The sequence below is a fragment of the Planctomonas psychrotolerans genome (assembly GCF_008642235.1).
GTDB lineage: Bacteria > Actinomycetota > Actinomycetes > Actinomycetales > Microbacteriaceae > Planctomonas > Planctomonas psychrotolerans.
This window is the reverse complement of sequence record NZ_SJEV01000001.1, coordinates 1,952,903-1,975,539: the sequence shown is the minus strand read 5'-3', so window position 1 is coordinate 1,975,539 and position 22,637 is coordinate 1,952,903. Positions and strand designations below refer to the sequence as shown.

General features: G+C 69.6%; 22 protein-coding genes and 1 tRNA gene. 13 read left to right on the top strand and 10 right to left on the bottom strand.

Features of this window, described 5'->3' with window-relative positions:
• Window positions 1–1,185 carry a sensor histidine kinase gene (locus tag EY822_RS09075; RefSeq protein WP_150307976.1) on the bottom strand — a complete coding sequence of 395 codons (1,185 nt, stop codon included), beginning with the start codon at window positions 1,183–1,185 and terminating at the stop codon, window positions 1–3.
• A gap of 162 nt (window positions 1,186–1,347) precedes the next feature.
• On the opposite strand from EY822_RS09075, the gene phoU reads away from it, so the two are divergent.
• A complete protein-coding gene (gene phoU / locus EY822_RS09070; RefSeq protein ID WP_150307975.1) occupies window positions 1,348–2,001 on the top strand; it encodes a phosphate signaling complex protein PhoU in 654 nt (217 codons plus the stop codon).
• A 72-nt stretch (window positions 2,002–2,073) separates the two neighbouring features.
• On the opposite strand, the gene EY822_RS09065 is transcribed toward phoU, so the two are convergent.
• Window positions 2,074–2,826, bottom strand: coding sequence for a phosphoglyceromutase (locus tag EY822_RS09065; protein WP_150307974.1), 753 nt, complete (start codon window positions 2,824–2,826; stop codon window positions 2,074–2,076).
• 95 nt (window positions 2,827–2,921) lie between these two features.
• Between EY822_RS09065 and EY822_RS09060 the strand changes: the two genes are divergently transcribed.
• Window positions 2,922–3,761 carry a class I SAM-dependent methyltransferase gene (locus EY822_RS09060; RefSeq protein WP_150307973.1) on the top strand — a complete coding sequence of 280 codons (840 nt, stop codon included), beginning with the start codon at window positions 2,922–2,924 and terminating at the stop codon, window positions 3,759–3,761.
• 37 nt (window positions 3,762–3,798) lie between these two features.
• On the opposite strand, the gene ygfZ is transcribed toward EY822_RS09060, so the two are convergent.
• From ygfZ to EY822_RS09045, 3 genes are all read right to left on the bottom strand, one after another.
• Entirely contained in the window at window positions 3,799–4,947 is a 1,149-nt protein-coding gene (ygfZ, locus tag EY822_RS09055) for a CAF17-like 4Fe-4S cluster assembly/insertion protein YgfZ (protein ID WP_150307972.1), read from the bottom strand.
• A complete protein-coding gene (locus EY822_RS09050; protein ID WP_150307971.1) occupies window positions 4,916–5,557 on the bottom strand; it encodes an FABP family protein in 642 nt (213 codons plus the stop codon). The genes ygfZ and EY822_RS09050 overlap by 32 nt, the downstream gene beginning before the upstream one ends.
• Window positions 5,558–5,724: 167 nt before the next feature.
• Complete coding sequence (locus EY822_RS09045) at window positions 5,725–6,039, bottom strand: hypothetical protein (protein WP_150307970.1); 315 nt, start codon at window positions 6,037–6,039, stop codon at window positions 5,725–5,727.
• Between the two features lie 80 nt (window positions 6,040–6,119).
• Here EY822_RS09045 and EY822_RS09040 point away from each other — a divergent pair, with 80 nt between their 5' ends.
• From EY822_RS09040 to pstB, 8 genes are all read left to right on the top strand, one after another.
• A complete protein-coding gene (locus EY822_RS09040; protein ID WP_150307969.1) occupies window positions 6,120–6,815 on the top strand; it encodes a response regulator transcription factor in 696 nt (231 codons plus the stop codon).
• Window positions 6,781–7,665: a mycothiol synthase gene (gene mshD, locus EY822_RS09035; protein WP_150307968.1), complete on the top strand. Its 885-nt coding sequence runs from the start codon at window positions 6,781–6,783 to the stop codon at window positions 7,663–7,665. The genes EY822_RS09040 and mshD overlap by 35 nt, the downstream gene beginning before the upstream one ends.
• A 4-nt stretch (window positions 7,666–7,669) precedes the next feature.
• Window positions 7,670–9,847 (top strand): RNA degradosome polyphosphate kinase, encoded by a 2,178-nt coding sequence (locus EY822_RS09030; protein ID WP_150307967.1) that lies wholly within the window; start codon window positions 7,670–7,672, stop codon window positions 9,845–9,847.
• 19 nt (window positions 9,848–9,866) lie between these two features.
• Window positions 9,867–10,808, top strand: a complete 942-nt coding sequence (locus EY822_RS09025; protein ID WP_150307966.1) for an NUDIX hydrolase — start codon at window positions 9,867–9,869, stop codon at window positions 10,806–10,808.
• Window positions 10,809–10,974: 166 nt separating this feature from the next.
• Window positions 10,975–12,081 carry a phosphate ABC transporter substrate-binding protein PstS gene (locus tag EY822_RS09020; RefSeq protein ID WP_150307965.1) on the top strand — a complete coding sequence of 369 codons (1,107 nt, stop codon included), beginning with the start codon at window positions 10,975–10,977 and terminating at the stop codon, window positions 12,079–12,081.
• A gap of 127 nt (window positions 12,082–12,208) precedes the next feature.
• Window positions 12,209–13,153 carry a phosphate ABC transporter permease subunit PstC gene (gene pstC, locus EY822_RS09015; RefSeq protein WP_150307964.1) on the top strand — a complete coding sequence of 315 codons (945 nt, stop codon included), beginning with the start codon at window positions 12,209–12,211 and terminating at the stop codon, window positions 13,151–13,153.
• 26 nt (window positions 13,154–13,179) lie between these two features.
• A complete protein-coding gene (gene pstA, locus EY822_RS09010; protein WP_406610171.1) occupies window positions 13,180–14,232 on the top strand; it encodes a phosphate ABC transporter permease PstA in 1,053 nt (350 codons plus the stop codon).
• 18 nt (window positions 14,233–14,250) lie between these two features.
• The gene (gene pstB / locus EY822_RS09005) at window positions 14,251–15,030 is read left to right on the top strand and encodes a phosphate ABC transporter ATP-binding protein PstB (RefSeq protein WP_150307962.1); all 780 of its coding nucleotides are present in this window, start codon (window positions 14,251–14,253) and stop codon (window positions 15,028–15,030) included.
• A gap of 95 nt (window positions 15,031–15,125) precedes the next feature.
• Here the strand turns inward: pstB and EY822_RS09000 are convergent, their stop codons facing one another.
• From EY822_RS09000 to EY822_RS08990, 3 genes are all read right to left on the bottom strand, one after another.
• A complete protein-coding gene (locus EY822_RS09000) occupies window positions 15,126–16,052 on the bottom strand; it encodes an anti-sigma factor (protein ID WP_150307961.1) in 927 nt (308 codons plus the stop codon).
• Window positions 16,049–16,651 carry a sigma-70 family RNA polymerase sigma factor gene (locus EY822_RS08995; protein ID WP_150307960.1) on the bottom strand — a complete coding sequence of 201 codons (603 nt, stop codon included), beginning with the start codon at window positions 16,649–16,651 and terminating at the stop codon, window positions 16,049–16,051. Before EY822_RS08995 ends, EY822_RS09000 begins: the two co-directional genes overlap by 4 nt.
• A gap of 584 nt (window positions 16,652–17,235) precedes the next feature.
• Window positions 17,236–17,865, bottom strand: a complete 630-nt coding sequence (locus EY822_RS08990) for a DNA-directed RNA polymerase subunit beta (protein WP_150307959.1) — start codon at window positions 17,863–17,865, stop codon at window positions 17,236–17,238.
• Between the two features lie 105 nt (window positions 17,866–17,970).
• On the opposite strand from EY822_RS08990, the gene EY822_RS08985 reads away from it, so the two are divergent.
• Window positions 17,971–18,043 (top strand) — tRNA-Lys (locus EY822_RS08985).
• A gap of 34 nt (window positions 18,044–18,077) precedes the next feature.
• On the opposite strand, the gene EY822_RS08980 is transcribed toward EY822_RS08985, so the two are convergent.
• Together EY822_RS08980 and EY822_RS08975 are read right to left on the bottom strand one after the other, a co-directional pair.
• Window positions 18,078–18,875, bottom strand: a complete 798-nt coding sequence (locus EY822_RS08980) for an SDR family oxidoreductase (protein WP_150307958.1) — start codon at window positions 18,873–18,875, stop codon at window positions 18,078–18,080.
• Window positions 18,876–18,918: 43 nt separating this feature from the next.
• Window positions 18,919–19,908, bottom strand: a complete 990-nt coding sequence (locus EY822_RS08975; protein ID WP_150307957.1) for an aldose 1-epimerase family protein — start codon at window positions 19,906–19,908, stop codon at window positions 18,919–18,921.
• An 86-nt stretch (window positions 19,909–19,994) separates the two neighbouring features.
• On the opposite strand from EY822_RS08975, the gene galT reads away from it, so the two are divergent.
• Both galT and galK read left to right on the top strand, forming a co-directional pair.
• Complete coding sequence (gene galT, locus EY822_RS08970) at window positions 19,995–21,125, top strand: galactose-1-phosphate uridylyltransferase (RefSeq protein ID WP_150307956.1); 1,131 nt, start codon at window positions 19,995–19,997, stop codon at window positions 21,123–21,125.
• Window positions 21,122–22,300 (top strand): galactokinase, encoded by a 1,179-nt coding sequence (galK, locus tag EY822_RS08965; RefSeq protein ID WP_150307955.1) that lies wholly within the window; start codon window positions 21,122–21,124, stop codon window positions 22,298–22,300. The genes galT and galK overlap by 4 nt, the downstream gene beginning before the upstream one ends.
• Window positions 22,301–22,637: the final 337 nt, after the last annotated feature.

The following is a 22,637-nucleotide window of genomic DNA, read 5'->3' as shown; positions in this document are numbered from 1 at the left end:
CTAGGGGATCGAGGAATGTTCAGGGGCGGGGACGGCCTGGGCGGGGGCGGGCGGCGTGAGGTCGACCGACGCCTCCGGCAGGCGGAGGGTGAAGGTGGAACCGCGGCCGGGTTGCGACCAGACGCGTACGTCGCCACCGTGGTTCTGCGCCACGTGCTTGACGATGGCGAGTCCGAGCCCCGTGCCGCCGGTGTTGCGGTCGCGGGACTGGTCGACCCGGAAGAACCGCTCGAACACCCGGTCGATGTCCGACTCGGGGATGCCGACACCCTGGTCGGTCACGGCGATCTCGACCACTCCGTCGACCGCGCGCACCCCGATTCCCACCCGTGACCCGTCGGGCGAGTAGTTGATCGCGTTGGAGACGAGATTGTGCAGGGCGGTCACGAGGAGGGCCTCGTCTCCGTACACGTCCACGTCGTGCGCGCCGCCGGTGGCGAGGGTGATGCGTCGGGCCTCGGCCACGACCCGGTTCTGGTCGACCGCGACCGCCACCACGTGATCGACCGGCACGAGCTCCGCCCGGGTGAGGGCATCCGACGCCTGCAGCCGGGAGAGCTCGATGATCTCCTGGGTGATGCGGGCGAGGCGGGCGGACTCGGTGCTCAACCGGCCGGCGAACTTGCGCACCATTTCGGGCTCGTCGGCGGCACTGTCGAGCGCCTCGGCGAGGAGCCCGACCGCACCGATCGGGGTCTTGAGTTCGTGACTGATGTTGGCGACGAAATCCCGCCGCACGTTGTCGAGGCGCACGGACTCGGTGCGGTCCTCGGCGAGCAGCAGCACGAAGCGGGTACCGAGCCGGGCGATGCGCACGAACAGGTGGATGTCGCCGTCACCGAACGGCCCGCGCCGCAGGGTGAGCTCGTCGGTGATGGGCTCGCCGCTGCGGCGCACCCGGTCGACGAGGCGCACGAGCTCCGGATGCACCAGTGACTGGTTCCAGACCAGTCCGAAGGCATGGGCACCGGGCGACGCCTTCATGACGTTGTTCGACGGGTCGAGCACCACCCCGGCGGACTCGAGGGCCTCGATGACCTGATCCACACCGTCGGGCACGCTCGGGAAGATGACCTCGACGGCGCGTTCGCCGCGGAGCGACGCGTGGTGCAGAAGCCACACGAATCCCGAGCCGACCGCCAGACCGAGGGCAAGTGACACGAGCACCAACAGACCGGTGTCCATGGGAACAACATTAGGAGACAACCCGGTGGGCTCCGCCCCGATCGCCCCCATCAGGGCTACTTTGGTAAGTGTTCACGGCTCGGGCACCGGTCGTTAACCTCGGGCGACGATCCTGATTCCGTTTGCCGTTCCCGCTCAGGTACCAGTGAAAGGACTCCACTCATGCGCGAGGTATTTCAGCAGGAACTGCGCGAGGTGCAGGACCGACTCGTGGAGATCTCGGCTCTTGTCGCGACCGCCATCGACAACGCGACCCGCGCGTTCAACGAGTCCGACGTGGGACTCGCCGAATCCGTCATCGCGGAGGACTCGGCCATCGACGACGCGGCGCACTCCCTCGACGAGCTCGCCATCAATATCCTCGCCCGGCAGCAGCCCGTCGCCCGCGATCTGCGCATCGTGGTGAGCGCCCTGCGCATCAGTGCGTCGCTCGAGCGCATGGGCGACCTCGCCGAGCACATCGCGCAGCTCGCCCGGTACCGCTTCCCCGACAAGGTCGTGCCGCAGAGCCTCCGTCCCACCTTCCAGGAGCTCGGACAGCTCGACGTGGCCATCGCGCAGAAGCTGCACCAGCTGCTCGAGAACGAGGATGTGGCTCTCGCCGAGGAGATCCGCAACGACGACGACCGCATCGACGAGCTGCACCTCAGCGTGTTCGACGCGGTGCTCGGCGAGGCGTGGAAGGGTGCGGTCGTCGACACGGTCGACTCCACGCTGGCGAGCCGGTACCACGAGCGCTTCGCCGACCACGCCGTCTCGATCGCCAAGACCATGAAGTACCTGTCCACCGGCGATCTGGTGCCGAGCTTCCCGTAACGCGACGAACCGAGCCGAACGACGAAGGACCCCGGACGAGTCGTCCGGGGTCCTTCGTCGTTCGGCTCTGCCTTACTTCTTGGTTCCCTGCGCGGCGACCGCTGCGGCGCCTGCCGCGGCGGCCTCGGGGTCGAGGTAGCGGCCACCGGGTGTGATCGGCTGGAACTCGTCGTCGAGCTCGTACACGAGCGGGATGCCGGTGGGGATGTTCAGCTCGGCGATGTCGTCATCCGAGATGCCGTCGAGGTGCTTCACCAGCGCGCGCAGCGAGTTGCCGTGCGCGGTGACGAGCACGACCCGGCCCGACGCCAGGTCGGGCTTGATGTCGGACTCCCAGTACGGCAGCATCCGTTCGATCACGTTCTTCAGCGCCTCGGTGCGGGGCAGCCGGTCACCGAGGTCGGCGTAGCGCGGGTCGTGCGCCTGGGAGAACTCGTCGTCGTCCTCGATGGGCGGCGGCGGCACGTCGAAGGAGCGACGCCAGGTGGCGAACTGCTCGGGACCGTACTCCTCGAGGGTCTGCGCCTTGTCCTTGCCCTGCAACGCGCCGTAGTGGCGCTCGTTCAGGCGCCAGGAGCGCTTGACGTCGATCCACGAGCGACCGGCCCGGCGGAGGGCGATGTTGGCGGTGTCGATGGCCCGTACGAGGCGGGAGGTGTAGAGGAGGTCGGGCAGGAGCCCGGACTCGACGAGCAACTCGCCCGCGCGCTCACCCTCGGCCACCCCCTGCTCCGTGAGCCCCACGTCCACCCATCCGGTGAAGAGGTTCTTCTGGTTCCATTCGCTGTTGCCGTGCCGGAGCAGGATCAGTGTCGTAGTCGCCATGCGGTCAGTTTAGTGAGGATCAACCACGTCGGCGTCCCTCCCCGTCCGCGCCTCGCCCGCCGGAGGCACGGGACGGGCTGGGTTACGGTGGACGGATGCGGAACCGCGCGGCGTTCGCGCCGGTGGGCTCCGTCACCCGCGGCACGACCCATACCAATCGACTGCGACGCGTCGACCGGTGGATCGCCGCGCTGCCCTCCCTGCGGCGCACGGGGAACCCGGTCGTCGTGGACCTGGGCTACGGCGCGAGCGGGGTCACCACCCTCGAGCTGGCGTCGCGCCTCGCTCGGGTGCGCCCCGATGTGCGGGTGGTCGGGTTCGAGATCGAGCGCGACCGCGTGACCCGAGCGAGTGCGCAATTGGCCGCACGCCCCGCATCCGCGCCCGCCCTCCCCGCGGTGCGCTTCGACCTCGGCGGATTCGAGGTGCCCCTGCCTCTTGGCGAGCAGGCCGCGGTCATCCGGGCGTTCAACGTGCTGCGACAGTACGACGAGTCGGAGGTCGCCCCCGCGTGGCGGCTCATGCTCCGCCGGTTGCACCCCGACGGGGTGCTCATCGACGGTACCTGCAACGAGATCGGCCGGGTCGCGAGCTGGGTGGCGGTCACGGCCACCGGGCCGGCCTCCCTCACGATCGCGCTCCGCCTCTCCGACCTCGACCGGCCGAGCGTCGTCGCCGAACGGCTGCCGAAGGTCCTCATCCACCGCAACGTGCCGGGCGAGCGCGTGCACGACCTGATCCGCGCGCTCGATTCGGCGTGGCAGCTGAGCGCCCCGCTCGCCGCCTACGGTCCGACCCAGCGGTGGATCGCGACCGTGCGGCGACTTCGTGACGCGGGCTGGCCGGTGGGCGGCGGGCCGGCGCGGTGGCGCCTCGGCGAACTCACCGTTCGCTGGGAGTCCGTCGCTCCGGCGGGTTTCGTCTGGTCCGACTGAACCGGGCCGTCGCGCGCCCCTAGCGGGTCACGCGGCCCTAGCGGGTCACGCGGCCGAGGCGGGGGATGCGCGGCACGTCGGCGACGGCGCCGGCGTCCGTCGGCACGATGATCTCCTGAGCGGCTGCCACCTGGACGTCGTCGGCCAAGACGGTGAGCACCGCATCCGGCGCGACGGCTCGCTTGATGACCGCGAGCGCCACGGGACCGAGCTCGTGGTGCATCGCGCTCGAGGTGATCGCCCCGACCGGCACCGTCTCCCCGTCCCGGGTCATCGACACCACCGATCCGGGTGCGGGCAGCACGGCGTCCGATCCGTCGAGGTGCAGCATCACGACGCGACGCGGCGGCTTGCCGAGATTGTGCACCTTCGCCACGGTCTCCTGACCGCGGTAGCACCCCTTGTTCAGGTGCACGGCCGAGCGGAGCCAGTCCACCTCGTGCGGGATGCTGCGGTCATCGACCTCCGCCCCGAAGCGCGGGCGCCAGGCGGCGATGCGCAGCGCCTCGAGAGCAAGGACGCCCGCGGCGGACAGTTCTCCGGCGGCGACGCGCTCCACGAGCGTCGGGAGCGCCGTGCGGTCGACGAGCACCTCGCTCTCGTGCCAGTCGGAGCCGGGATGCGGCTCGGCCCGGGCATAGCCGTACCCACCGGCGGTCACCGCGCTCCACGGATCCGTCCAGTGCAGAGGCACGCCGTTCGGCGCGGCCACCGGCAGTCCGAGGTCGGCCACCGATCCGAGGGTGGCCACGGTGGCGTAGTCCGCGGTGCGGTCCTCGGGCTCCACGCGCAGCATGAAGCGCATCCGCAGCAACCAGGCGAGCAACGGCGCGGCCTGATCGCGTTCCACCAGCAGCCAGGTCACGGCACCGTCATCGAGCAGCTTGATGGCATGCTCCACCCGCCCGTGCGGATCGAGGAGCAGAGTCTCCGCCGACTCGCCCGGCGGCAGAGCGGCGATGCTCTGGCTCGTGAGCGAATCGAGCCAGGTGAGCCGGTCGTCCCCCGACACCGTGAGGACGGCACGACTGGACAGGTCGACGATGGCGCCGCCCGCGGCGAGCGCTCGCTGCTCCGCCACCGGGTTGCCGTAGTGCGCCGGCGTTCCGGCATCGGCACCCGAGGCGTCCACCGCGCCCGGGAGGGTCAGGAACTCACTCAAGGCGGGCCAGCCGTCCGGATGCATGGGTCCGCAGATCCTGTCCGAGCGCGGCGATGTCCCACGTCCAGAGCAGGTCGCGCTCGACGAGCCCGTACAGGCGGGTCGCGGCCGAATAGCTCTTCGATCCGTCGGTGCGGATCACGGCGTCGGTGGCCAGCTGGATGCGCGGGCCCTTCACCTGGCCGAGGTACACCTCGCTCACCCCGCCCGGGTGCACGAGGGACAGTTCGATGTCGAAGCCCTCGGCGGAGTTGCGCAGCGTCTCCACATCGGATGCCGTGCTGTACGGACGTTGCCCGACACCGGGGAGGAGCCCGGGGCCGGGGTCGGCGGCGGAGAGGGGTCGGCTGAGGCGCCAGTATCCGGTCTCCGTCGCGAGGGGCGTCGGATCGAAGCCGACGGCCGACTCGGCGTCACCGGCGTCCGGCGCCGGCGCGACCCCGACGAGCCAGGTCGACGAGCTGTAGTTGAGGTGCGGCAGCCCGTCATGACTGAAGCTGACGCGCTGACGGAACTCGTGCCGTTCGATCGACTCCCCGACGCTGTATTCGACGACGCCGGTCCCCTCCCACACCCCGAGCAGCCAGGACAGGGGGACGAGTTCGGCGGAGAGGCCGGTGGGCAGCTCGATCACGAGTCGTCCCCTTCCCGATTCGGCCGGGGGAAGCGATTCGTCAGCTCTGGCCCCGGAACAGGTTGTACAGCACGACGACCGAAATGGCGCCGATCGCGAGCGTGGCCAACACCAGAAGGCCGGTGTAGAAGAGTTCGAGAGCGATCAGCGACGACATGGGTTCGATTTTATCCCACTGATCCGACGAAGACCGCCAGCACCACCGTGACCAGTGCCAGCAGTACCGCCGCGCCGCACACGCTCAGCAGTACGCGCGCCACGAAACCGGTCTTGCGGCGGAGGGTGAGCTGCAGGGCGAAGGCCGCGATGGTGGTGAACGCGAGCACCACCGGGAACCAGCCGATCGCCTCACCACGCGGCGCGAACACGACCACGGCGACGGCCCCGCCGAGCGCGAGCACCCACACGGGCACGATGCTTCTCCACTGGTGGTCCACACCCTCATTGTGCCCCACGATGCGCACCGCCCCGGGCTGAACCATCGCCGGCGCGAACGGCGGCGGCACGGAGGCCGTCGCCGGTGGCCATAGTATGAAGTCAATTCTGTTCGGGAGGGTCTTTCGTGGCTCAGCTGTTGGTCCTGACCTCTGCGGTCGATTCGGAGGCGCTTCCCGCTCTCGCCCTCCTCAGCCACCGCACGCGGCAGATCCCCGCCGAGCCGGCCAGCCTGGTGAACGCGCCGGCCTGCGACCTGCTCTTCGTGGACGCGCGGCGGGACCTCGCGAGCGCCAAGTCCCTGTGCAAGATCCTCACGACGACGGGCATCAGCGTGCCGCTCGTGCTCATCCTCACCGAGGGCGGGCTCACCGCAGTGAGCGCCGACTGGGGGGCGACCGACGTCATCCTCGACACGGCGGGCCCCGCGGAGGTCGACGCGCGCATCCGCCTCGTGATCGGCCGGGCGGCGCAGGAGCAGACCGGTGCGAAGATCCAGGCGTCCGGCGTGGTCATCGACGAGGCCAGCTATTCGGCGAAGGTGCACGGACGGCCGCTCGACCTCACATTCAAGGAGTTCGAACTGCTGCGCTTCCTCGCCAGTCACCCCTCGCGCGTGTTCACGCGGGAGCAGCTGCTGAGCGAGGTGTGGGGGTACGACTACTTCGGCGGCACCCGCACGGTGGACGTGCACGTGCGACGCCTCCGGGCGAAGCTCGGCGATCTCGAATCGCTGATCGGCACCGTGCGGAACGTCGGCTACCGATTCAACGTGTACGAGGACGACGATGAGCACTCCCCCGCCGCGGTCATCGAGTCGTAGCGGGTCGGCCGCCGCGGTGACACCGGCCTTCCGGCGGCTAATCGCCGATGCGGCAGCCGTCGACGGGCAGCGCGCGTTCAACGACCAGACGCTGCTCACCCTCGGCACGGACGACGGCCCGCTGCTTCTCGAGGTGGAGCGCGACGGGCAGCTCGTCGGAGCGGCCACGCTGAGGGACGGTGACGCGGAACTCGTGGTGGCGCCCGCGTACCGACGCGGCGGGATCGGCACAGCTCTGGTCGGCGAACTGATCGACCGATCGCCGGAGGGGTTGGCGGTGTGGGCCCACGGCGACTCGCCCGGCGCGGCCGCACTCGCCCGTACCTTCGACTTCGATCGTGCACGCACCCTGCTGAAGCTTCGCGCGCCGATTGCGGACGTGCACCGACCGTGGACCCGCACCGACCTGGTGCTGAGCACCTTCGACCTGGACCGCGACGGCACGGACTGGGTGGCGCTCAACGCGCGGGCGTTCGCCTCGCATCCCGAGCAGGGCAGGCAGACGCTCGCGGACGTGACGTCCCGGAGCGGGGAGCCGTGGTTCGCCGGTACCGACTTCCTGCTCGCCCGGACTCCCGACGGGACCCTCGTGGGCTTCTGCTGGCTCAAGGTGGAGGACGGAGAGGGTGAGATCTACGTGCTCGGGGTCGACCCCGACCGGTCCGGGGCCGGCATCGGCAGGTCGCTCCTCGCCGCAGGTCTCGACCGACTCCGCGAGCGCGGAGTGTCCGTGGTGAGCCTGTACGTGGAGGCCGACAACCACGCCGCCGTGCGTCTCTACCGTTCCGAGGGCTTCACCGACGAGACCATCGACGTGCATTACCGCCGGAGCGGGGCAATGCCAAGATAGACGAATGGACAGCGACACCTACCTCGGAGACGCCAAGGCGGTTGCCGACCTGCTCGACGATTTCGACGAGGAAACGAGCAGCATCGACGACGGAACCCTCCCCGAGGATCGCTTCCTCGACCGCGAGCTGAGCTGGCTCGCGTTCAACAAGCGGGTGCTCGAACTGGCCGAGGACACCCGTCTGCCGGTTCTCGAGCGGGCGAACTTCCTCGCCATCTTCGCGAGCAACCTCGACGAGTTCTTCATGGTGCGCGTCGCCGGACTCAAGCGCCGCATCGTCACCGGCCTCGCGGTTCCCACGGTCACGGGACGGACGCCCGCCGAGGTGCTGTCGGACATCAACCGCACGGCGTACGAACTGCAGCGCAGACACGCCGAAGTCTTCGCCACCAGCGTCAAGCCCGCGCTCGACGAGGCCGGCGTGCGCGTGGTGAAGTGGGACACGCTCGACGAGGGGCAGCGCGCCCACCTGCACGAGGTGTTCTCCGACCAGATCTTCCCGGTGCTGATGCCGCTCGCGGTGGACCCGGCGCATCCGTTCCCCTACATCTCCGGTCTGTCGCTCAACCTCTCGATCCGGGTCCGGAACCCGAAGGGCAAGGAGAGCTTCGCCCGGCTCAAGGTGCCGCAGATGCTGTCCCGCTTCGTGCCGCTCAGCCCCGACACCGGCACCGGGCCGGTCGAGTTCATCGCCCTCGAAGACCTGATCGCCAATCAGCTCGACGCGCTCTTCCCGGGCATGGAGATCGTGGAGCACCACATCTTCCGCGTGACCCGCAACGAGGACGTGGAGGTCGACGAGGACGAGACCGAGAACCTGATCCAGGCCCTCGAGAAGGAGCTGCTCCGTCGACGCTTCGGACCACCCATCCGTCTGGAGATCTCCGACGACATGGACCCGGTCACCCTCGACCTGCTGGTGCGGGAGCTCGACATCACCGAGCAGGAGGTCTACACCCTCCCGTCGCCCCTGGACCTCGGCGGACTGTTCGCGCTGACCAAGCTCGATCGCCCGGCGCTGCACTATCCCAAGCACGTGCCGACCACGAGCATGCCCATCATGCCCACCGAGCCGAACAGCAAGCCCGACATCTTCGGGTCGATCGCCCGCCAGGACATCCTGCTGCACCACCCGTACGAGTCGTTCGCCACGAGCGTCCAGGCGTTCCTCGAGGAGGCCGCGGCCGACCCGAACGTGCTCGCCATCAAGCAGACCCTGTACCGCACGTCGGGCGACAGTCCGATCGTCGAGGCCCTCATCGACGCCGCCGAGGCCGGCAAGCAGGTGCTCGCCCTCGTGGAGATCAAGGCGCGCTTCGACGAGCAGGCCAACATCCTCTGGGCCCGCAAGCTCGAGAAGGCCGGCGTGCACGTGGTCTACGGCCTCGTCGGACTCAAGACCCACTGCAAGCTGGCCCTCGTGGTGCGCCAGGAGAAGGGTCGCCTGCGGCACTACAGCCACATCGGCACCGGCAACTACAACCCCAAGACGAGCCGCATCTACGAGGACCTCGGGCTGCTGACCGCCGACGACACGGTGGGCAAGGACCTGACGCGCCTGTTCAACGAGCTGTCGGGCTACGCGATCGAGAAGAAGTTCAAGCGCCTCCTCGTCGCCCCGTTGCACCTCCGCAAAGGTCTGCTCAAGCGGATCGCGAACGAGACCCGGAACGCCCTCGACGGCAAGCCGAGCGGCATCCGCATCAAGGTGAACTCCATCGTCGACGAGGCGATCATCGACGGCCTCTACCGGGCGAGCATGGCCGGAGTGCCGATCGACATCTGGGTGCGCGGAATCTGCGCGGTGCGCCCCGGGCAGCCGGGGCTCAGCGAGACCATCCGGGTGCGGTCCATCCTCGGTCGCTATCTCGAGCACTCGCGGGTGTTCAGCTTCCTAAACGACGGGGACCCGCAGGTGTACATCGGCAGCGCCGACATGATGCACCGCAACCTCGACCGTCGGGTCGAGGCCCTGGTGCGTCTCGTGAACCCCGACCAACTGCGCGAGATCGACGAGCTGTTCGACCTCGCCATGGCGCCCACCACGTCGTCCTGGTGGCTCGACGAGCTCGGCGAGTGGACCCGGATGCACGAGGACGAGAACGGCGACGTGCTCGACGACATGCAGAACACCGTCATGTACCAGGTGTCCGGCCGTCGGCGGTCCGGCGGCTTCCGTTGACGCCCTGGACGCTCTGAGGATGGCGGGTTCCTCCGTCGTCTACGCGGCCGGTGGCGTCGTGTGGCGACAGGTCGACGACCGTGTACTCGTCCTCCTCATTCATCGCACCCGGCACAGGGACTTCTCGCTCCCCAAGGGCAAGCTGGACCCGGGCGAGACGCTTCCCCAGGCCGCGGTGCGGGAGATCGCCGAGGAGACCGGCATCCGGGTGACCCTCGGACTCCCGCTCGGTGCGGTCGACTACCCCATCGCCAACGGTCGCACCAAAGAGGTGCACTACTGGGCCACCGAGGCGACGGATGCGGCAGTCGCGGCGTCGACGTTCTCCCCCAATGCCGAGGTGGACGGCCTCGAGTGGCTGCCGATCCCCGCGGCCCTCGGCCGCCTCAGCTACGCGAGCGACATCGACGTGCTGCAGCTCTTCGCCGACATGCACGACCACGGCACCCTCCGCACTTTCGCTCTTCTCACCCTCCGGCATGGCAAGGCCGTGCAGCCGTTCGAGTGGGAGGACTCGGATGCGTCGCGCCCGCTCTCCGCGCAGGGGCATGCGCAGGCGTCGGCCATCGTGCCGACCCTCGCCGCGTTCGGACCGCGCACGCTGATCTCGAGCAGTGCCAGGCGATGCATCGAGACCCTCGAACCCACGGCCGCCGCGCTCGGCCGACCCCTCAAGACGACGAACGCCATCAGCCAGGACGCGTACGAGTCGCACGGCGGTTCCGTGCCCCGGATCGTGCAGAAGCGCCTCGCCAAGCGCAGGACCGCGGTGCTCTGCAGTCACAGCCCCGTTCTCCCCGAGATCCTGCACGAGATCGCGATCGCCACCTCGACGCCGTCGGCGCTCCGGCTCACCCGCGCGGGCATGCTGAGCCCCGGCGAATTCACCGTGGTGCACCTCTCCGCGACCGACCCGGCCGCCGGAATCCTCGCCGTGGAGACCCACTCGCCGCCCTCCTGACCCACCCGGTGATGCCGCACGGGGATCGTCGGTCCGCCGATTCGCCGGGGGTGCTGTTCACCTCCCGTTCACCGGCGTGAAAGAGCCCTGTTAACACGCGTGGTTAGCGTTGCGACCGGTCAGCACCGGCCTGCAATCCCGATCACGAACCCGGAAGGGAACATCCTTGAACAAGAAGCGTTTTGGAGTCGTCGCCACCCTCGCGACCGTCACGACTCTCGCACTGACCTCGTGCGCAGCGAACGAGGGCGGCTCAGCAACGCCCGACGGCGGAGACGCGGGCAACGAGTCGACGCTCTCCGGCACCCTGGTGGGTATCGGCGCGTCGTCGCAGGGCTCCGCCCAGGAGGTCTGGCGTGCATCGTTCCAGACCGCGAACCCCGACGTCACGGTCGAGTACTCCCCCGACGGCTCAGGCGCAGGTCGTGAGGCCTTCATCGCCGGCGGTGCCGACTTCGCCGGTTCCGACCGGGCCCTGAACGAGGAGGAGCTGTCCGGCACGTTCGGCAAGTGCGTCGAGGGCACGTCGGCACTCGACCTGCCGGTCTACATCTCCCCGATCGCCGTCATCTTCAACGTGGAGGGCGTGGACAGCCTCAACCTCGACGCAGCGACCCTCGCCGGCATCTTCGCCGGGACCATCACCTCGTGGGACGCCCCGGAGATCGCCGCGCTGAACCCCGACGCCACGCTCCCGTCCGCGCCGATCACGGCCGTGCACCGCTCCGACGACTCGGGCACCACCGAGAACTTCGCGGAGTACCTGTACGCCGCGGCCCCCGACGTGTGGACCGAGGAACCGGACGGCGAGTGGCCCTCCGCGTTCGGTGGCGAGGCAGCGGCGCAGACGTCCGGTGTCGTGGATGCCGTGACCAACGGCACGAACATCATCGGCTACGCCGACGCGTCCCGCGCGGGCGAACTCGGTGTCGCGGCCATCAAGGTCGGCGAAGAGTTCGTCGAGTACTCGCCGGAGGCCGCCGCGGCCATCGTCGACGCCTCGCCGCGCGTCGAAGGCCGAGCGGACAACGACATCGCGTTCGAGCTCGACCGCACGAGCACCGAGTCGGGCGTCTACCCGATCGTGCTCGTGAGCTACCTGCTCGCCTGCGAGGACTACCAGGACGACTCCGTGGCCGAGCTCGCCAAGGCGTACCTCGGATACGTGGCCAGCGCGGAGGGCCAGGCGGAGGCCGCGGAGGCCGCCGGCATCGCCCCCCTGTCGGAGGACCTCTCCGAGCAGGTCGCCAGCGCCATCGAGTCCATCCAGTAAGACCGCACCATTCGTTGCTCGCCCCCGCCGTTCCTCGGAGCGGCAGGGGCGAGCAATTCCGGTTTGCTCCGCCTACCGGCATACTGAGCATGCTTTCCCCCACCCGACCGCTAGCCCCAGGGACCCGATGATCGCCGTAGGCACCACTCCCCCCGTCATCAAGGCGAAGCAGCGCCCCGGTGACCGCATCTTCTCCGCCGGCACTCTGCTCGCCGGTAGCCTGATCCTCGCCATCCTCGCGGCCGTCGCGGTCTTCCTGATCGTGCAGGCGCTTCCCGCCCTCGTCGCCGACCCCGCGGACATCTCCGGCGGTGAAGGCTTCCTCGCCTACGTCGCCCCGCTCGCCTTCGGAACCGTGTGGGGAGCCATCATCGCCCTCGCCATCGCGGTGCCGCTGTCCATCGCGGTCGCGCTCTTCATCTCCCACTTCGCCCCGCGCCGCCTCGCATCGGCCCTCGGCTACGTGATCGACCTCCTCGCCGCCGTGCCGTCCGTCGTCTACGGACTCTGGGGCATCGGCGTGCTCGCCCCGGCCATCGTGCCCGTCTACGTCTGGCTGACGGAGAACATGGGCTGGTTCCCGCTCTTCGCCCCGCCCGTGTCGGGCACCGGGCGCACGATCCTCACCGTCGCGATCGTGCTGGCGGTGATGATCCTCCCGATCATCACCGCGCTCAGCCGCGAGATCTTCCTGCAGACGCCCGTCCTGCACGAGGAGGCGGCCCTCGCACTCGGAGCCACCCGGTGGGAGATGATCCGCACCGCGGTCCTGCCGTTCGGCCGCCCCGGCATCATCTCCGCCTCGATGCTCGGACTCGGGCGCGCGCTCGGCGAGACCATGGCCGTGGCCATCATCCTGTCGCCCGCCGCCGTCGTGAAGTTCGCGCTGCTGCAACAGCAGAATCCGAACACCATCGCGGCGAACATCGCCCTGAGCTTCCCGGAGTCCTACGGGCTCGGCACCGACACCCTGATCGCCTCGGGCCTCGTGCTCTTCGTGATCACCCTCGTGGTCAACTCCATCGCCCGATACATCATCAACCGCCGCAAGGCTTTCTCCGGAGCAAACTGATGGTCGCCACCACAGACACCCGCCCGATGACCAACTCGCTGACGGCCGGCAAGCTGCCGAAGAACACCACGGTGCTCGTGCTCGCGGCGAGCCTCCTCATCCTGACGATCCTGTTCGTGATCCTGCAGCTCGCCGGGGCGACCGACGGCTTCAACTACGTGGGCGCGATCGTGCTCGGTGTGATCCTGTTCACCGTGGCCATGTACGCGATCTCCCTCGCGGTGGAGGGTCCCCGCAAGGCGACCGATCGCCTCGCCTCGATCCTCGTCACCGCCGCGTTCGTGCTCGCCCTCATCCCGCTGATCAGCCTCGTCTTCACCGTGGTCACCTTCGGTTCCGCCCGGTTCGACATCGAGTTCTTCACCTACTCGCTCCGCAACATCGTCGGCGCGGGCGGCGGCGCGATTCACGCGATCGTCGGCACGGTCGAGGTCACGCTCGCCGCCACGGCCCTCAGCGTGCCGATCGGCATGGCCACCGCGATCTACCTCGTGGAGTACGGTCGCGGGCGCCTCGCGCAGGCGATCACCTTCTTCGTGGACGTCATGACGGGCATCCCCTCGATCGTCGCCGGCCTCTTCGCCTACGCGCTCTTCGTGCTCTTCTTCGGCCCCGGCATCCGGATGGGCTTCGGTGGTGCCGTGGCGCTCTCGGTGCTCATGATCCCGATCGTCGTGCGCTCCACCGAGGAGATGCTGAAGCTGGTGCCGAACGAGCTGCGCGAGGCCGCCTACGCCCTCGGTGTGCCGAAGTGGCTGACGATCGTGAAGGTCGTGCTGCCCACCTCCATCGCGGGTATTCTCACCGGTGTGATGCTCGCCGTCGCCCGGGTGATCGGCGAGACCGCACCGCTCCTCATCGTCGCGGGGTTCACCTCCAACCTGAACTACGACCTGTTCAGCGACCGGATGATGACGCTGCCGGTGTTCGTCTACAACCAGTACGTGGCCCAGGGTCAGGACGCGCAGGCGTACATCGACCGCGCCTGGACCGGCGCCCTCGTCCTCATCCTCATCGTCATGCTGCTCAACCTCATCGCGCGGATCGTCGCCCGGGCCTTCGCGCCCAAGATCCGCTAACCCCCGTAAGGAAAACCCGTGTCAAAGCGCATTGAAGTGAACGACCTGAACGTGTACTACGGCAAGTTCAAGGCCGTCGAGGACGTGCAGCTCTCGATCGAGCCCCGCACCGTCACGGCGTTCATCGGCCCGTCCGGGTGCGGCAAGTCGACCTTCCTCCGCACGCTGAACCGCATGCACGAGGTGATCCCCGGCGCGTACGTGGACGGCGAGGTGCTCATCGACGGCGACAACCTGTACGCCCCCGGGGTCGACCCGGTGCTGGTGCGCCGTCAGGTCGGCATGGTGTTCCAGCGACCGAACCCGTTCCCCACCATGTCGATCCGCGACAACGTGCTCGCGGGCGTGAAGCTCAACAACCGTCGCATCTCGAAGAGCGACGCCGACGATCTCACCGAGAAGTCCCTGCAGGGTGCGAACCTCTGGAACGAGGTCAAGGACCGCCTCGATCTGCCCGGGTCCGGTCTGTCGGGAGGTCAGCAGCAGCGGCTCTGCATCGCCCGCGCGATCGCGGTGCAGCCCGATGTGCTGCTGATGGACGAGCCCTGCTCGGCGCTCGACCCCATCTCGACCCTGGCGATCGAGGACCTCATCGAGGAACTCAAGCAGCAGTACACGATCGTGATCGTGACGCACAACATGCAGCAGGCCAGCCGCGTGTCGGACCGCACCGCGTTCTTCAACATCGCGGGCACGGGCAAGCCCGGCAAGCTCATCGAATACGACGACACCACCACGATGTTCTCCCGCCCCAGCGTGCAGGCGACCGAGGACTACGTGTCGGGCCGGTTCGGCTAGACCGCTATGGCACAGAAGGCGAGCCGGAGTTTCCGGCCCGCCTTCTGTGCGTCATGCCGAAGGCGGGTCGGATTATCCGGCCCGCCTTCTGTGTGTCACGCTGCTTCGATGGCCACGATGGGCTCGGTGGTCGGCGCGTCCGAACCGCCGTCCGGCTCCACCGTGACGCCGACGACGGAGCCGCTCGCGAGCGATCCGTCGAGCACCCGGAACGTCGCCGCGTCCTCGTCGGCCCGGAAGGTGCCGGCCGAGGTCGCCGCCCCCTCCGCGTTGATGTACCAGGCCTGGTACACGCGGTCGTCGGGCAGCGGGTCGAGTTCGTCGAACACCACGGCGGAGCGGGAGAGCTCCCCCGACCAGACGAGCGTGGCGGTCGCACCCTCGGCGACCTCGGCGCTCACGCGCTGCACGTCCGGTGCGGCGTTCAGCTCGGCGAGTGCGGCGGCCTGAGCCTGCACCTGCTCGAGCTCTCCGCGATCCTGCAGCGTCGATCCGATGGCGATGCCGCCGACCAGCACGGCGACCGCCGCGGCTGCCGCGGCGAGCACCGTGCCCGTCCGGCCGAACCACCGGGCGTTCGCTCGGTCAGCTGCCGGCGTCGCGCCGGCCGGGGCTGCTCCCGCCCGGGCCGCGCCGGTTCCCGTGGCGCCCGTCGCGGGCTCTGCGGGGGCCGTCGCGGCGGGCGGCGTGTGCGCCTGGACCGTCGCCTCGTACACCGGGGCGTACGCGGCGGGGGCGGTCCGCTCGGATTCGGCTGCACCGGAGTCCTGCGTGCCCGAGATCGCCGGGAGCTGGGGCGTGGTCGCGGCCAGCTGCAGTACCCGCGCGCGGAGGTCGGGTGGCGGCGTCACGGGCGTGGTGGCGAGTCCGAGTTCCACGGCGGTATCGGTGAAGCCGGCCACCTCCGTGCGCAGGCTCTCGGACCGGGCGAGGTACGCCTCGAAGGCGGCTTCCTCCTCGCCGGTCAACGCACCGAGCGCGTAGGCGCCGGTGGACAGCGACGGGTCATCGCGTTCGGTCATGAGGTCACCCCCAGCGCATCGCGGAGGCGGATCATGCCATCGCGCAGCCGCGTCTTCACGGTACCGATGGGCACACTGAGCATGGTCGCGACCTCGCTGTGACTCAGTCCGCGATAGTAGGCGAGGGTGACGGCCTGGCGCTGCAGCTCCGTGAGCTGCGACATGGCCCGCTCCACCCGTTCGTGCTCGATCCGTGTCTCGACCTCTTCCGAGACGGAGTCGTAGCCGGTCTCGTGGTCGCGCGTACCGATTCGGAGATCCCGATCGCGGCTGGCCTGCGATGCCCGGATGCGGTCGACGGCGCGGCGGTGCGCCATCGTGAGGATCCAGGTGAGGGCGCCGCCCTTGCTCGCGTCGTAGCGCGGCGCGGTCTGCCAGATCTCCAGGAACACCTCTTGCGCCACCTCCTCCGACTGCGCCGGGTCGACGAGGACACGGCGGATCAATCCCAGAACGCGCGGCGCGACCTGGTCGTACAGTGCACCGAAGGCCTCCTGGTTGCCCGAGGCGACGAGCGCCAGCAGCTCTTCCCTGCTCCGCGGGTCGACGGAATCCAGATCGTCTGCACGGTCGGTTCCGGAAGGCACGAGGACAAGCATGTCAGCTTAACTTTGCGTTCGCATATCGGAGACTCGGCACACTTTCCGTTCGGAGAAGCACGCCGAACGGATTGCTCGCCTCGGCGAATCTACGGATGTCGGGATCCGGTGCCGGGAAGTCGGGTGCCGGACCGCAGAAACGCCTCTCGGCGCGAGGCCGCTCGAAGCGGCTATAAATGGAGCCCGGGGTTACTGCGGCCCGACGTGGCCCCGAAAGGCCGCACCCAGTCTAAACCACCGCGGGAGTCGCCGCACCGCGGGCGCCCCGCCCGCCCGGTCCCTGAGCCCGTCGAAGGGACGCACCGCACACGGTCCCTGAGCCCGTCGACGGGACGCACCCCGCACGGTCCCTGAGCCCGTCGAAGGGACGCACCGCACACGGTCCCTGAGCCCGTCGAAGGGACGCAACGCACCTCACGCCGCTTCGACAAGCTCAGCGACCGTATCCCGTGTCCGCCCGCACGGTCCCCGAGCCCGTCGAAGGAACGCAACGCACCCCACGTCGCTTCGACAGGCTCAGCGACCGTATCCGCGTCGCTTCGACGAGCTCAGCGACCGTATCCCGCGACCGCCGCCGCGGTCCCTCAGTCGAGCCCGTCGCTTCGCCAGAGGCGGGCGCACGCGGTCAGCTCGGAGGCCGTCTTCGTCAGGCGGAGGGCCCGGGTGGTGAGCTCGGTGGCACGGTCCGGCGTGATCGCGTCCACGTCGTCGGCCACGCTCGTGCACCCGGCCGAGGTGATGCGGCAGAAGGCGGCGGCCCGGTCGAGCGCGATGGCGAAGTCGCCGGAGAAGACGCCGCGCAAGATCTCGTCGGCGAGCGACACGATCTCCGTCGGTCCGGTCGGAGCGCTGGCCCCGGCCACGACCGCGTCGATGGTGACCGACACCTCGGTGCCGCGCTGGAAGTAGAAGCTCGTGCTCTCCGCATCGGACCGAATCATCGCCCGCACGAGATAGAGACGCCAGAGCGCACCGGGAAGGCTGCGGGGACTCGCCCGCGACCACAGTTCCGCCACCGCGTCGATGCCGTGCAGGTCGGTGTACTCCACGATGCGGTCGATCACGCCCGGCTCGTCGCTGTCGCGCACCCGACGCAGAAGGGCATGCGCCGACTCGTGGGCGACACGGGAGATGGCGGCGGGATCGTCTCCGCCGTGCATGCTCTCGAACTTGGCGCCCGCGAACTTCGTCGGCTTGTGGAACTCTTCGGTCACCCGTCCACCCTACGTCCGGCTGTTCACGGGGCGACGCGGTTGCGGCGTCCCTCGCTCCGCCGACTGCGAACAGGGCGCGTTCGCGCGCGATAGATTAGGGAACGCGGGCCTCTAGCTCAGTTGGTAGAGCAAAGGACTTTTAATCCTTGGGTCGTCGGTTCGAGCCCGACGGGGCCCACCCATCCGGACGCGCGTCCCGGTCGGCGACGGCGTCAGACCTCGCGCCAGTCGTTGGCCGTCAGGTGCGAACCGGCCTGCGGGCCCATCTGCAGCATGCCGCCGTCGACCACGAACGACGCGCCGGTCACGTAGCTCGACCCGGACGAGGCGAGGAAGGCGATGACCGACGCGATCTCGCGGGCATCCCCCGGACGACCGAGCGGGATGCCCGGCCGGTCGACCGTGTGCGGGTCGACGTCGGTCTGCCCCGTCATGGGCGTGGCGATCTCTCCGGGTGCCACCGAGTTCGCGGTGATGCCGTGCGCACCCAGCTCGAGCGCCGCGGTCTTGATGAGTCCGCCGAGGCCGTGCTTGGCGGCGTCGTACGGCGCGGAGCCCACCCGGGGCTGGTGCTCGTGAACGCTGGTGACCGCGATGATCCGGCCCCCGGTGCCCGCGGCGACCATGCGGCGGGCCGCGCGCTGGATGCAGACGAACGCGCCGTCGAGGTCGGCGGCGACGACGTGCCGCCAGGTCTCGTAGTCGAGGTCGACGAGAGGCGTCGAGTCACCGGTGCCGGCGTTGTTGACCAGCACGTCGAGGCCGCCCAGCTCGTCGGCGAGGGCATCGATCACGTCACCGCACTGCGGGAGCTCGGTGGTGTCGAGCCGCGCCACGACCGCGTTACGGCCGTGCGAGCGCACCTCCTCGGCGGTCTGCTCGGCTCCCTCGGAGTCGGTGTACCAGGTGATGCCGATGTCCATGCCGGCGGCGGCGAGAGCGACGGCGGTGGCCTTGCCGATGCCGGAGTCGGCTGCGGTGACGATGGCGGTGCGCGGGGTGAAGGTCATGCGTCGATCCTGCGCCGGTGGGCGGCGCCCGGCAAGCACCGGATCAGTGCCCGGCGGATCCTCCGGCGTCCGTCGCATCGGCCGCGTCCCTCGCGTCGGCGACATCGGGGAAGCCGGTGAACCGGATGCCCCACGACAGCGACCACTCCTGGTCCGGCTCCAGCCAGCGCAACCCCTGACCGCTGTTGAAAGCGTTCGCGGGAGCGGTCATCGGTTCGATCGCCACGGCGAGGTTCGGGCCCGCCGCCGTGGGGAAGATGTTCGGCGTGTACACCTGCAGGTAACCGAAGTTGTGGTCCGCCCACAGCTCGACTCCTCGACCGTCGGGAGCGGTCAGGGACGAACGGCTTGTGCCGTCGGCCTTCTGCACGGCGCCGAAGCCCGAGTTCATGTTCAGCTCGGCGACCCGACGGCCGCCCCTCAGGTCGAACGGCGTGCCGTCCACGCGGTGCTCGGCGACCGGGATGAGCTGCGAGTCGGTCTCGAAGAACGTGTCCGCGGGGACCCGCAGCACGAGCTCCGCCGTCGGCACGTCCCCGATCTTCACGTAGGGGTGCGCGCCGACCGCGACCGGCGCCGCCCGCCCCGAGTCGTTGCGGACCGTGTGCGTGACCATCAGGCCGTCATCGGTCAGCCGGTACCGGATGCGGGTGTCGAGGAGGAACGGGTAGCCGTGCTGCGGAAAGACGGTGGCGGCCAGCACGACGGTGTCGGCCGCACGCTCGACCTCCGCGTAACCGGTGTTGCGGAGCAGCCCGTGCGACGCGTTGCCGTAGCCGGGCTCGGTGATGTCGAGCTGCTGCTCCTCACCGTCGAGCAACCACACCCCGTCGCGGATGCGGTTGGGCCACGGCACGAGCACCAGACCGGCACCCATCGGCGCGATGCGGTCCTCGCCGTACGGCTCGACCAGATCGATGCCGTTCACCGAGAGCCGGCGGAGAGCCGCCGCGAGCGCGGTGACGGTGGCGCGCACCTCCCCCGCCGGCGTATCGCGGCGCAGGGTGAACTGGTTTCCGGAGACGGCTCGCATTCGCCCGATTCTACGGGGCACTCCGGCGCGCACCTGCCCGGTGCACGCACGTCACCCGGGCCGCGCGAGTTCGGTAGCCTAACGGCATGACCGCGCCCGAAGCAGTGCAGCTCTCATCCGGCATCGTGAAGCGGAGGACCGTGCTGTCCGACGGTCGCGAGCTCATCTACTATGACGACCGGGACACGACCCTCCCTCCCGAGCGCGCGGCGGACGCGAGACCCGTCACCGTGCGGCCGGAGACCGCGACGATGCGGCAGGACGTGCTGACCGGCGAGTGGGTGTCGATCGCCGCCGCCCGCCAGAACCGGGTCTTCCTGCCCCCGGCCTCGCAGGACCCGCTCGCGCCCGCGACCGCCGAGAATCCGTCCGAGGTGCCGAGCAACTACGACGTCGCCGTGTTCGAGAACAAGTCCCCCTCGTTCGGGCCCGCACTGACCGGGGAGGATGCGCCCCAGGGGCTCGCCGACATGGCCGAGATCGGCTTCGAACGCACGCGCACGTCGGTGGGGCGCTGCGAGGTCGTGTGCTTCAGCCCGGAGCACTCCGGGTCGTTCAGCGGGCTCACCCCGTCGAGGTCGCGCACCGTGATCGAGACCTGGGCCGACCGCACGGCAGACCTGTCCGCCCTGCCCGGAGTGCAGCAGGTCTTCCCGTTCGAGAATCGCGGCGAGGCGATCGGCGTGACCTTGCACCACCCGCACGGGCAGATCTACTCCTACCCCTACGTGACGCCGCGCACGACGAAGCTGATCGACTCGATCGCCAAGGTGGGCCCCGACCTCTTCGCCCGCGTGCTGGAGACGGAGCGCGCCTCCGAGCGGGTGGTGCTCCACGGGGAGCACTTCACCGCCTTCGTGCCCTTCGCCGCCCGCTGGCCGGTCGAGGTGCACATGCTGCCGCACCGCCACGTGCCCGACCTCGCGGCGACCACCGTGGAGGAGCGGGACGAGCTCGCCGAGCTCTATCTGCGTCTGCTGAGGGGAATCGACGCCCTCTACGACACCCCCACGCCGTACATCTCGGCATGGCACCAGGCACCGGTGCACACCCACCGGGACGAGATCCGGCTGATGCTGCAGATCACGTCCCCGCGGCGGGCGGCCGACAAGCTGAAGTTCCTGGCCGGGTCGGAGGCGGCCATGGGTGCCTGGATCGGAGACGTGCCGCCGGAACGCACTGCGGAGGTACTACGAGAGGGCATCGAACGATCATGAGCGACAGCACACGGAACGTATCGGCGGACGCCGCGGACGGGTTCGCCTCGCGCTACGGACGCGAACCGCTCGGGCTCTGGTCGGCGCCCGGACGGGTCAACCTGATCGGAGAGCACACCGATTACAACGACGGGTTCGTGTTCCCGTTGGCGATCGACCGCCGCACCGTGGTGGCGCTCGCCCTCCGCGACGACGGGGTCGCGCGGGTGGCCAGCTCGTTCTCCGACGACACCGTGGAGGTGGCGCTCGCCGACCTCTCCCCCGCGGTGCTGTCGGGGTGGTCGGCCTACCCCTTCGGTGTGGCCTGGGCGCTCGGCCAGCACGGCGCCGACCTCGACGCACTGCCCGGTTTCGACGCGTACTTCGACTCCGACGTTCCGGTCGGGGCCGGGCTCTCGTCGTCCGCCGCGATCGAGAGCGCGATCGGTATGGCGCTCAACGACGTGTGGAACCTCGACTTCGACCGACGCACCCTCGCGAGGGTCGGACAGCTCGCCGAGAACAAGGCCGTGGGCGCCCCCACCGGCATCATGGACCAGTCGGCCTCCCTGCTCGGCGAGAGGGACGCCGCCGTCTTCCTCGACTGCCGCAGCCTCGACGCGGAGGTCATCCCGCTCGGATTCGAGCCCGCCGGTCTCGAGCTGGTCATCATCGACACGAACGTGAGCCACTCGCACGCGACCGGCGGGTATGCCGAACGGCGGGCGTCGTGCGAGGCGGGTGCTGCGGCCCTGCACGTCAGGTCGCTGCGGGACCTGACGGTGGACGATCTCGAGCGCGCCGAAGCGGTGCTCGACGACGTCACTCTGCGCCGGGTGCGGCACGTGGTCACGGAGAACGCGCGGGTGCTCGACGCCGTTCGCACGCTGCGCGAGGACGGCCCGCGGGCCATCGGAGAACTGCTCGACGCCTCGCACGTGTCGATGCGCGACGACTTCGAGATCTCGGTTCCGGAACTCGACCTCGCGGTGTCGACCGCCCAGCGGAACGGCGCACTCGGAGCGCGCATGACCGGCGGTGGATTCGGCGGCGCCGCGATCGCGGTGGTGCCGAGCCACCTGGTCGCGCAGCTGTCGGAGTCGGTACGCGACGCCTTCGCCGCGGCCGGCTACACGGCGCCCGACATCTTCTCGGTGCAGCCCTCCGAGGGAGCACGGGCAGAACCGAGCGCATAGGCCCGCGGCACCCGCGCCCCCGGAACCCTTGCCCCTCAGCACCCCTTGCCCCCAGCACCCTTGCCCCCCAAAGTGCCGACTTGATAGGCACGATGGGGACGCATACCGTAGTAACCGTCGCCGATCTGATTCGGGTTTGGGTCGTCGACAACATGTCGGAGCGTGCTACGCGCGCTGCTGACGGGCTTCGGTCTGGCGCCTCGAGCGCCCGAAGTGCCGGTGGGTGGTCGGGGGACTGCCGCGACCGGCACCCTCGGTTTCCCCGGAAGGGGAGGATGCGTACTTTCCCTGGGAGGGAAAGGGCGCTCAGCGGCGGGTGTTGCGCTTCTTGTCGGCG